This window comes from uncultured Xylophilus sp. (assembly GCA_913776965.1).
GTDB lineage: Bacteria > Pseudomonadota > Gammaproteobacteria > Burkholderiales > Burkholderiaceae_C > Xylophilus.
Genome location: CAJYQL010000020.1, coordinates 45,629 through 55,972, shown reverse-complemented (window position 1 = coordinate 55,972; position 10,344 = coordinate 45,629). Strand labels below are relative to the sequence as shown.

8 protein-coding genes are annotated in these 10,344 nt (G+C 72.8%); 2 read left to right on the top strand and 6 right to left on the bottom strand.

Annotation, left to right across the window (positions count from 1 at the left end; genetic code table 11):
* Positions 1 to 17 precede the first annotated feature (17 nt).
* Both QZ500_RS02850 and QZ500_RS02845 read right to left on the bottom strand, forming a co-directional pair.
* On the bottom strand, positions 18 to 737 hold the full coding sequence (locus tag QZ500_RS02850) for a glutathione S-transferase (protein WP_295850541.1): 720 nt from the start codon (positions 735 to 737) through the stop codon (positions 18 to 20).
* Between the two features lie 42 nt (positions 738 to 779).
* Complete coding sequence (locus tag QZ500_RS02845; protein WP_295850538.1) at positions 780 to 2,063, bottom strand: hydroxymethylglutaryl-CoA reductase, degradative; 1,284 nt, start codon at positions 2,061 to 2,063, stop codon at positions 780 to 782.
* Positions 2,064 to 2,196: 133 nt separating this feature from the next.
* On the opposite strand from QZ500_RS02845, the gene QZ500_RS02840 reads away from it, so the two are divergent.
* Both QZ500_RS02840 and QZ500_RS02835 read left to right on the top strand, forming a co-directional pair.
* A complete protein-coding gene (locus tag QZ500_RS02840; RefSeq protein WP_295850536.1) occupies positions 2,197 to 3,081 on the top strand; it encodes an alpha/beta hydrolase in 885 nt (294 codons plus the stop codon).
* 17 nt (positions 3,082 to 3,098) lie between these two features.
* Complete coding sequence (locus QZ500_RS02835; protein WP_295850533.1) at positions 3,099 to 4,487, top strand: PLP-dependent aminotransferase family protein; 1,389 nt, start codon at positions 3,099 to 3,101, stop codon at positions 4,485 to 4,487.
* A gap of 6 nt (positions 4,488 to 4,493) precedes the next feature.
* Here the strand turns inward: QZ500_RS02835 and QZ500_RS02830 are convergent, their stop codons facing one another.
* From QZ500_RS02830 to QZ500_RS02815, 4 genes are read right to left on the bottom strand one after another with little or no spacing between them, the layout of a single operon-like run.
* Positions 4,494 to 6,137, bottom strand: coding sequence for an AMP-binding protein (locus QZ500_RS02830; protein WP_295850531.1), 1,644 nt, complete (start codon positions 6,135 to 6,137; stop codon positions 4,494 to 4,496).
* Complete coding sequence (locus tag QZ500_RS02825; protein WP_295850529.1) at positions 6,134 to 7,756, bottom strand: GMC family oxidoreductase N-terminal domain-containing protein; 1,623 nt, start codon at positions 7,754 to 7,756, stop codon at positions 6,134 to 6,136. Before QZ500_RS02825 ends, QZ500_RS02830 begins: the two co-directional genes overlap by 4 nt.
* 1 nt (position 7,757) lies before the next feature.
* Positions 7,758 to 8,519: an ABC transporter ATP-binding protein gene (locus QZ500_RS02820; protein WP_295850527.1), complete on the bottom strand. Its 762-nt coding sequence runs from the start codon at positions 8,517 to 8,519 to the stop codon at positions 7,758 to 7,760.
* Positions 8,512 to 10,338: a branched-chain amino acid ABC transporter ATP-binding protein/permease gene (locus QZ500_RS02815; RefSeq protein WP_295850553.1), complete on the bottom strand. Its 1,827-nt coding sequence runs from the start codon at positions 10,336 to 10,338 to the stop codon at positions 8,512 to 8,514. Before QZ500_RS02815 ends, QZ500_RS02820 begins: the two co-directional genes overlap by 8 nt.
* Between the last annotated feature and the right edge of the window lie 6 nt (positions 10,339 to 10,344).

The following is a 10,344-nucleotide window of genomic DNA, read 5'->3' as shown; positions in this document are numbered from 1 at the left end:
CCCCCCCCCGCGCCGACCTATGCGGCGTCTAGCACCTGCGGCGCAGGCCTTGGCGAAACACCCTGTGCGATGGCCGCCGCCCGCTCGGCAGCGAGGGCCCGGCGGTAGCCGTCGCGCTGCTGCAGCCGCGCCCAGTAGCGCTGCACCGCCTGCGGATAGCGCGGCTCCAGCCCCAGGAAATCGCCGAGCATCAGCGCGTAGCCGACCGACACGTCGGCCGCCGTGAAGCGGCCGGCGCAGAGCCAGCCGGCGTCGCCAGCGTCGCCGTTTCGGCCGGCCAGCCGCGCGTCGATGCCCCGCAGGCGCGCCAGGAACCACTTCTCGTAATCGTCCGCCGCCTGCGGCAGCCGGCGCTCCGGCGTCTCGAAATGCCGGTAGCGCAGCACCAGCGTCTGCGGGAAGGTCAGCGTCGCCTCGCCGTGGTGCAGCAGGTCGAGCCAGGCGGCGTAGCCCGGCTCGTCGGGCCGCACCGCCAGGCCGTGGCGGTGGTCGGGGTCGCACCGCTGCGGCAGGTACTGGCACATCGCGGCCGACTCGGTCATGCGCACGTCGCCGTCCTCCAGCAGCGGCACGGTGCCGAGCGGGTTGCGCGCCAGGTAGTCGCGGGCGCGGGCGCGCGGCGGGAAGGGCAGCATCGCCAGCGCGTAGGGCGCTTGCAGTTCCTCCAGCAGCCACAGCGGCCGAAACGAGCGGGCGCCGACGCAGTGGTGCAGGAAGATTTTCGGGCTCGGACGCATGCAGGATCTGCGCGGGGTGCTATCGAAACAGGAGTAATCCGCTCAGCCGCGGATCTCGGCCAGCAGGGCCAGCGCCCGGTCCGCCCGCACGTCCTTCTCGGCGGCCATGGTGCGGGCGATGCGGTCGATCTCGTCGCCGGTGGCGCCAGCCACGACGGCGATGTTGCGGGCGTGCAGCGCCATGTGGCCGCGCTGGATGCCCTCGGTCGCAAGCGCACGCAGGGCGCCCAGGTTCTGCGCCAGGCCGACCGCGACCGCGATCTCGCCCAGTTCCTGCGCCGAGCGCACGCCCATGATCTTCAGCGCCAGCCGCGCCAGCGGATGGGTCTTGGTGGCGCCGCCGACCAGGCCGACCGGCATCGGCATCTCGATCGTGCCGACCAGGTGGCCGCGGGTGTCCTTCTCCCAGCAGGTCAGCGAGCCGTAGTGGCCGTCGCGGCAGGCGTAGGCGTGGGCGCCGGCCTCCACTGCGCGCCAGTCGTTGCCGGTCGCCACGATCACCGGGTCGATGCCGTTCATGATCCCCTTGTTGTGAGTGGCCGCCCGGTACGGGTCCACCGCCGCGAAGGCGTAGGCATCGAGCACGCCCTCGATGATCTCGGCGCCGCTGCGCTCGGCGGTGGTCAGCACCTCGGGCGACAAGGACACCCGCGCGCGTGCGAGGCGCAGGTCGGCCAGGTTCGACAGGATGCGCAGCCGCACCTGACCGCCGGTGATCTCCTCCAGCAGCGGCGAGACCGCCTCGGCCATCGTGTTGACGGTGTTGGCGCCCATCGCGTCGCGCACGTCGACGATCAGGTGCAGCACCACCATCGCGCCGCGCGGCGTCGTCTCGAACACATGGACCTCGATGTCGCGGCAACCGCCGCCGAGGCCGATCAGCACGTTGTCGCGGCTGTTGGCGACCGCCAGGATGTCGTCGCGGCGGCGCAGCAGCGCCTGCCGCGCGCCGCGCGGGTCGGTGGTGCCCAGGATCTGCACCTGCGCGCGCATCAGCGGGGTGCTGCTGCTGGTCTCGAAGCCGCCGCTCTCGCGCGCCAGCCGGGCCATGAAGCTCGCGGCCGCGACCACCGAGGGTTCCTCCACCGCCATCGGCACCAGCACGTCGCGGCCGTTGACCCGGAAATTGGTCGCCACGCCCAGCGGCAGCTCGAAGGTGCCGACCACGTTCTCGATCATCCCGTCGGCGCGCGTCAGGCCGAGCGCGCCGGGCGACTGCAGCAGCGCGGCCTCGTCGGCGGTGAGGCCGGCGGCCTGCACGATGTGCGCGAGGCGGTCGGCGGGCGCGAGGGCGCGGAAGTTGGGCAGGCGCGAATCGAGGCTCATGGTGTCGGTGTCTCCGGTGGTCGTTGCCGGCCACTCTAGGGGCGCTGTACCCGTGGCGGTAGGTACAGTTGCGGACGACAGCGCCCGGCCGCCCCGGGCCGGCGCGCGCATCCGAACTCAGGAGACGATCCCCATGCTCGACGACTTCGCCATCCACGACCTGCCGGGCGCCGACGGCACCACGATCCGCGTGCGCACCGCCGGCACCGGCGCGCCGCTGCTGCTGCTGCACGGCCATCCGCAGACGCATGCGATGTGGCACCGCGTCGCACCCGCGCTGGCCCAGGACTACGCGGTGGTGCTGGCCGACCTGCGCGGCTACGGCGATTCGGCCAAGCCGGCGCCGGTTGAGAGCGGCGCCGCCTATGCGAAGCGCGCGATGGCGCAGGACATGGTCGCGGTCATGGAAGGCCTGGGCCACCGGCAGTTCCTGCTCGGCGCGCACGACCGCGGCGCGCGGGTGGCGCACCGGCTGGCGCTCGACCATCCGGAGCGGGCGCGCCGGCTGCTGCTGCTCGACGTGGCGCCCACCCTCGCGATGTACGAGGGCACGACCGACGCCTTCGCCCGCGCCTACTGGCACTGGTTCTTCCTGATCCAGCCGGCGCCGCTGCCGGAACGCCTGATCGCGGCCGACCCGGCGGCCTACGTGCGCGAGGTGATGGGCCGCCGCCATGCAGGGCTGGCCGCCTTCGCCCCGGAGGCGCTCGCCGAATACGAGCGCTGCATCGCGCTGCCCGGCACCGCGGCGGGCATCTGCGGCGACTACCGCGCCTCGGCCGGCATCGACCTGGAGCACGACCGCGCCGACCGCGACGCCGGCCGGCGCCTCGCGATGCCGCTGCGGGTGCTGTGGGGCGCCGAAGGCGCGGTCGGCCGCAACTTCGACGTGCTGGCGCTGTGGCAGGCGGCGGCCGACACCGTCTCGGGCCGGGCGCTGCCCTGCGGCCACTACCTGGCCGAGGAGGCGCCGGACGCGGTGCTGGCCGAGATGCGCGCCTTCTTCGGCGCGGCCTGATCCACGCCGCGCAGCCCATGGCCCGCATCACCCCGATCTTCCTGACGCTCGCCAACGCGATCGAGCGTCAGATCCACGACGGCGCCTACAAGCCGGGCGACAAGCTGCCCTCGCTGCGCGAGATCGCGCGGCTGCGCGGCTACGGCAAGAACACGGTGGTCACCGCCTTCGAATCGCTGGTCGCGCGCGGGCTGGTGGAGCCCAAGCGCGGCGCCGGCTACTTCGTGAAGGAGCCGGCGATCGAGCCGGAACGCGCCGACGACGATTCCGGCTCGCTCGGCCGCGCGATGGACATCGTCTGGCTGCTGCGCAACCAGCTGCACGTGGCGCCGGGACACCTGAGCGTGGGCGACGCCTTCCCGCCCGCAGAATGGCTGCAGGGCGCGCGGCTCGACCGGGTGCACCACAAGGTGGCCCGGGGCGGGCTGGGCACGCTGTTCCGCTACGGCGACCGGCGCGGCTATGCGCCGCTGCGCCAGCGGCTGGCACGCAAGCTGGCCGACATCGGCATCGACGCGCAGCCGCGCCAGATCGTGCTGACCCACGGCGCCAACCAGGCGATCGACTTCATCGTGCGCTACTTCGTGCCTCCGGGCGCGCCGGTGCTGGTGGACGACCCGGGCTACTACCCGCTGTTCGGTAAGCTGAAGCTCGCCGGCGCGCACATCGTAGGCGTGCCGCGGCGCGCCGACGGGCCCGACCCGGTCGCGCTGGAAGCCCTGCTGCAGCGCTGGCGGCCGCGGCTCTTCTTCACCCAGTCGCTCGGCCACAACCCGACCGGGTCCGACATCACCGCCGCGCGCGCCCGGCAGGTGCTGGCGCTGGCCGAGCGCTTCGACCTGCGCATCGTCGAGAACGACGCGCTCTGCGACCTGCACCCCGCCGCCGCGCCGCGCATCAGCGCGCTCGACCAGCTGGAACGCACGCTGTACGTGGGCAGTTTTTCCAAATCGCTGTCGGCGGCGCTGCGGGTCGGCTTCGTCGCCTGCAGCCCGGACCTGGCGAGCGACCTGGCCGACCTGAAGGTGCTGGTCAACACCAGCAGCAGCGAGTACAGCGAGCGCACCGTCGACACGCTGCTCGGCGAGCGCGCCCATCCGCGCCATCTGGAGCGGCTGCGCGGCCGGGTGGCCGACGCCAGCCTGCGCGGCCGCGCGCTGCTGCGCAGCTTCGGCGCCGAGGTGTTCGCCGACACGCCGCAGTCGCTCTTCCTCTGGGCACGCCTGCCGGGCGTGGCCGACTCGCTCGCCACCGCGCAGACGCTGATGGCGCAGGACGTGGTGATGGCGCCGGGCCGCATCTTCTGCGTCGATGCGGCGGCGCCGTCGCCCTGGTCGCGCTACAACGTGCACGCGGTGCTGGACACGCGCTTCACCGCGGCGATGCGGACGGTGCTGGGCGGCTGAGGCGCGTCAGGCGATGCGCGTGCGCCGCTTGCGCGCCCGCAGGTCCTGCACGCCCGGCGCCGTGCGCGGGTCGGTGCCCGCCGGGAAGATCGCGTGCTTCTGGATCTTCTGCGTGCCGGTGGTCGGGATGTCGTCGGTGACGTGCAGCCAGCCCGGTGCCTTGTAGTACGCCAGCGCCGCATCGCAATGGTCGAACAGCGCGTTCGCCACCGCCTGCCGGTCGGCCGGCGCGTCGGGCCGCAGCACCACGCAGGCCATGACTTCCTCCTCGCGCACCGCGTCGGGCACCGCCATCACCGCCGCCTGCGCGACCCAGGGATGGGTAAGCAGCGTGGCCTCCACCTCGGCGGCGGCGATGTTCTCGCCGGAGCGGCGGATGATGTTCTTGCGCCGGTCCACGAAGTGCAGCATGCCGTCCGGGTCCTGCGTGACCAGGTCGCCGGTGTGGAACCAGCCGCTGCGCCAGGCCGCTTCGGTGGCGGCGGGGTCGTCCAGGTAGCCGTCGAAGAAGTCCTGGCGCGGCGTGGCTTCGGAATGGCGGATGACGAGTTCGCCCACCGTGCCGCGCGACACCTCGCGGTCAGCGTCGTCCACCACCTGCGCTTCCACGCCGGCCTCGGGCAGCGGCCGGCCGAAGGCGCGGGTGCCGACCTGGCGCGGCGCATGGCAGTCCACCAGCGCCCGCACCATCTCGGTCATGCCCCAGAGCTCGAGCAGTGGAAAGCCGAAACGCGCCTCGAAGGCTGCATGCAGCTGCGGCTCGGCACCGGCACCGAAGCCGAAGCGCACCTGGTGGTCGCGGTCCTGCGGGCCGGGCGGCAGGGCCATCAGCATCTGCACGATCACGCCCAGGTAGTGCACGACCGTCGCGCCGCTCTCGCGCACCTCGGTCCACCAGCGGGCGGGCCGGAAACGGTCGGACTGCACCTGGCAGTTGCCGGTCAGCAGCGCGCACTGGAACGACAGGATCGACGCATTGACGTGGAACAGCGGCAGCGGGTTGTAGATCCGCTCCGCGCCCTCGCGCAGCGTGGCCAGCCCGCCGCGGGTGGCGTAGGCATGGCCCGAGGCGAGTTCGTAGCGGTGCGACAGCACGCAGCCCTTGGGCCGGCCGGTGGTGCCGCTGGTGTAGAGGATGCTGGCGGGCGTGGTGCCGTCGGGCGTGCCGGGCACGGCGGCGCGGCGGGCGGCCGGCAGGGTCTGGGCGAAGCGCTCCAGCGTCGCGACGGCGGGGCGGTTGCGGCATTCGGCCCGCGCGGCCTCCAGGTCGGGCAGGCGGGCCTCGAGCAGCAGCAGCAGGTCGAGATTCGCATGGTCCACCAGGTAGGCCAGTTCGCGCGGCCGGTAATCCGGGTTGACCGGCACGCAGCAGGCGCCGAGCGCGTTGAGCGCCAGCTTGTGCAGCATATGTTCGGGCCGCGATTCCAGCAGCAGGCCGACGCGGTGGCCGAGCCCGTAGCCGGTCTCGGCATACCGCGCCATCAGCGCCTGCACCTGGGCGGCCATGGCGGCGAAGCCGATGGTGCGGCCGGCCGGGTCGTAGTCGCGGCCGGGGTTCGCGGGCACCATCAGCAGGGGCTTGTCGCCGTACGCGTCGGCGGCGCGGAACAGCGCCTCGCCCAGGGTGGTGCGGAGGTCGATCGCGATCATCGGCGGCCATCCTCGCGGATCAGGTCGGCGGCCTTCTCGCCGATCATCATGGTGGCGGCGCAGGTGTTGGCCGACGGGATTTCGGGCATCACCGACGCGTCGGCGATGCGCAGGCCCTGCAGGCCGTGCACCCGCAGCCGCGCATCGACCACCGCGCCCGCGTCGGCCGCCGGGCCCATGCGGGCGCTGCCGTTGACGTGGTACGAGGACACCCCGTAGCGGCGGATGTAGTCGAGCAGCTCGTCGTCGCGCTGCACCGCCACGCCCGGCATCGACTCGGCCACCACGTAGGGTGCGAGCGCGCGGGTCTGCAACAGCCGGCGGGCGAGGCGGGCGCCGTCGAGCAGCGTGCGGCGGTCGTCCTCGTGCTCCAGGTAGCGCGGCTGCACCACCGGCGCGGCGGCCGGATCGGCCGAGGCGATCTCCACCGTGCCGTGGCTGCGCGGCCGGTGCTGCCACACGCCGCAGGTCATGCCGGGATAGGTGTCGAGCCGGCCGACGTAGCCTTCGCGGTAGCTGGCCGGCGCGAACACGCCCTGCAGGTCCGGCCGGTCGAGCCCGGCGCGCGAGCCGGCGAACCAGTGCACCACCGACGGGCTGAGCGCCAGCACGCTCGGCCGGCCGGCGGCCCAGCGTGCCAGCTGGCCCACCAGGCGGGGAAAGCGCGCCAGCTCGTTGATGGTGGCGATGCCCTGGGTGCGCGCCACCAACCGGATCGAGAAATGGTCCTTCAGGTGCGCGCCCACGCCCGGCAGGTCGCGCTGCACCGCGATGCCGTGGCGCTGCAGCAGCGCGGCCGGTCCGATGCCCGACAGCTGCAGCAGCCGCGGCGTGTTGAGCGCGCCGGCGCTGACGATCACCTCGCGCCGCGCGGCCACGGTGCGTTCGACTCCGCGCGCGCCGGCCTGCCGGTAGCGCACGCCGGTCGCGCGGCCGCCGTCGAGCACGATCTGCGTTGCCTGCGCATCGGTGCGCACCGTCAGGTTGCGGCCGCGCTTCTGCGCCGGATGCAGGAAGGTACGCGCCGTGCTCATGCGCCGGCCGCGGTGGATGGTGCGCTGGAAATACCCGACGCCCGCCTGCTGCGCGCCGTTGTAGTCCGGGTTGCGCGGCAGGCCGAGTTCCTCGGTCGCGCCCTGCAGGAAGGCCTCGCAGATCGGATGCGACCAGTCGCAGCCGGTCACCGGCAGCGGGCCGTCGCGGCCGGCGTGCGTCTCGTCGGTGCTGCCGACGCGGCGTTCGGTGCGCCGGAAATACGGCAGCACGTCGGCGAAGCTCCAGCCCGGGTTGCCCTGCGCCGCCCAGCCGTCGAAGTCCTCCGCCTGGCCGCGGTTGTAGACCAGTCCGTTGAGCGAGGTCGAGCCGCCGAGCGTGCGGCCCTGCGGGATCGGGATGCGCCGGCCGTTCGTCCAGTGGGTCGGCTCGGTGCTGTAGGGCCAGGTGAAGGCGGGGTCGAACACCGCCTTGATGTAGCCGGCCGGCAGGTGCAGCCACGGGTGCCAGTCCGACGGCCCGGCCTCCAGCACGCAGACGGTCACGGCCGGGTCTTCCGCCAGCCGTGCCGCGACGATCGCGCCGGCGGCGCCGCTGCCGACGACCACGTAGTCGAAGGTGTCCATCTCAGTGATCGCCCAGGTAGGCGGCGCGCACCTTCGGGTCGCGCCGCAGGTCGGCGCCGCGCCCCTGCAGCGTGATGCGGCCGGTCTCCAGCACGTAGCCGCGGTCGGCCACCGCCAGCGCCTGGTTGGCCATCTGCTCGACCAGCAGCAGCGTGATGCCCTGCTGCTTCAGGCCGCGGATGATGCCGAAGATCTCCTTGACGATCAGCGGCGCGAGGCCGAGCGACGGCTCGTCGAGCAGCAGCAGCTGGGGCTTGGCCATCAGCGCGCGGGCGATGGCCAGCATCTGCTGTTCGCCGCCCGAGAGCGTGCCGGACTGCTGGTCCTGCCGCTCTCGCAGCCGGGGGAAGGCGCAGAACTGCGCCTCGATGTCGGCCTCGATCTCGGCATGGCTCGCGCGGCGGTGGTAGGCGCCGAGCACCAGGTTGTCGCGCACGCTCTGGTCGGCGAACACCTGCCGGCCTTCGGGCGATTGCGCGATGCCGAGCGCGACCCGCTGGTGGCCCGGCATCCGGGTGATGTCCTGGCCGCGGAACAGGATGCGGCCGACGGCGGCAGGCTCCAGGCCCGAGACGGTTTTCATCAGCGTACTCTTGCCCGCGCCGTTGCCGCCGATGATCGTCACCACCTCGCCTTCGCCGACGGCCAGCGAGATGCCCTTGAGCGCCTCGATCGCGCCGTAGCGCACCTCCAGGCCCTCGATCTGCAGCAACGGTGTGGCGGTGGCCGCCAGGGTGTTGCTCGTGGTCGTCGCGTCAGACATGGCGCAGCTCCGGCTGGACGGGCGGCGGGCCGTCCGATTCGTCGTCCTCGTCGTCGGTGCCCAGGTAGGCCGCCACGACGCGCGGGTTGCGCTGCACCTCCTGCGGCGCGCCCTCGGCGATCTTCTCGCCGTAGTCGAGCACGATCACATGGTCGGAGATCGCCATCACCAGGTCCATGTGGTGCTCGATCAGCAGCACCGTGATGCCCAGGTCGCGGATGCGGCCGATCACGCCGATCAGGTCGCGCGTCTCCTGCGGATTGAGGCCGGCGGCCGGCTCGTCGAGCAGCAGCAGCCGCGGATGCGTCGCCAGGGCCCGCGCCAGTTCCAGCCGGCGCTGCAGTCCGTAGGGCAGGCTGCCGGCGGTCTCGTGGGCCTTCTCGCGCAGGCCGAGGAAGTCGAGGATCTGCAGCGCCTCGTCGCGGGCGGCGCGTTCCTCGCGGGCGGCGCCCGGCAGGCCGAACAGGCAGGCGAAGAAGCCCTGGCGCAGCCGGGTGTGCAGCCCGACCATCACGTTGTCGAGCACCGACATGTCGGCGAACAGCCGCAGGTTCTGGAAGGTCCGGCCCATGCCGAAGCGGCAGATGCGGTGCGGCGCCACGCCGACCGTGTCGTGGCCGTTGAAGGCGATGCTGCCGCGGCTCGGCGCGATCACGCCCGACAGGATGTTGAGCAGCGTGGTCTTGCCCGCGCCGTTCGGCCCGATCAGCGAATGCACGTGGCCGGTGCGGATGCGCAGGTCCACGTCGCGGGTCGGCACCACGCCGCCGAAGGCCTTGTAGAGCTTCTGTGTCTCCAGGAGCGGCTTGTCGGCCGGCGGCACCTCGGCCGACTGCAGCCGCCAGGCCGGCACCGCGTCCGGCAGCGGCGGCGGGCGGCGCAGCGCGGGCACCAGCGCCTGCGCGGCGCGGCGGATCGCGCCGGCCAGGCCGTCGCGCATCGCATACAGCGCGAACAGCAGCAGCGCGCCGTAGGTGAAGTGCTGCACGTCCGGCCAGCGCGCGAGGAAGGCGTCGAGCAGCGTCAGCACGATCGCGCCGACCAGCGGCCCGTAGACCGAGCTGCCGCCGAACAGCACGATCAGCAGGAAGAAGATCGACAGGTTGAAGTTGATGAAGTCGGAGTTGATGTACTGGTTCTGCTGCGCGATCAGCGCGCCGGCCAGGCCGCAGGTGACGGCGCTGATGACGAAGGCCAGCACCTTGAACTTGTAGACCGACACGCCGACGCTCTCGGCCGCGATCTCTCCGGTGTTGACCGCCATGAAGGCGCGGCCGAACTTGCCGCGCAGCAGCGCCCGCAGCATCAGGTGCGCGGCCAGCGCCAGGGCGCCGGCGAACCAGACCCAGTACCGCATGTCGAACATCGTGCCGCCGATCGACGGCGGGATCACGCCGTAGATGCCCTGCTGGCCGGCGAACACGTCCTGCCATTCCGACACCACCTTCTCGACCACGATGCCGAAGCCGATGGTCACCATCGCCAGCGCCGGGCCCTTGACCCGCAATGCCGGCAGCGCGATCACCACGCCGAACAGGCCGGCCATCGCCCCGGCCGCGACGAACGCCAGCCAGGGGTTCCAGCCGGCGCGGGCGGTCAGCAGCGCGACGGTGTAGGCACCGACCGCGAACAGCCCGGCGTGGCCGAGCGACTTCTGCCCGGTGTAGCCGACCAGCACGTTCAGCCCGGCGGCGGCGAGGTAGTTGACCGCGATCAGGAAGGCGATCTTCAAATAGAAGCCGTTGTCGGTGACCAGCGGCAGGGCGGCGACCAGCGCCACCGCGGCCGCGACGCCGACCAGGTGGCCGTGGCGGGGCATCGTCAT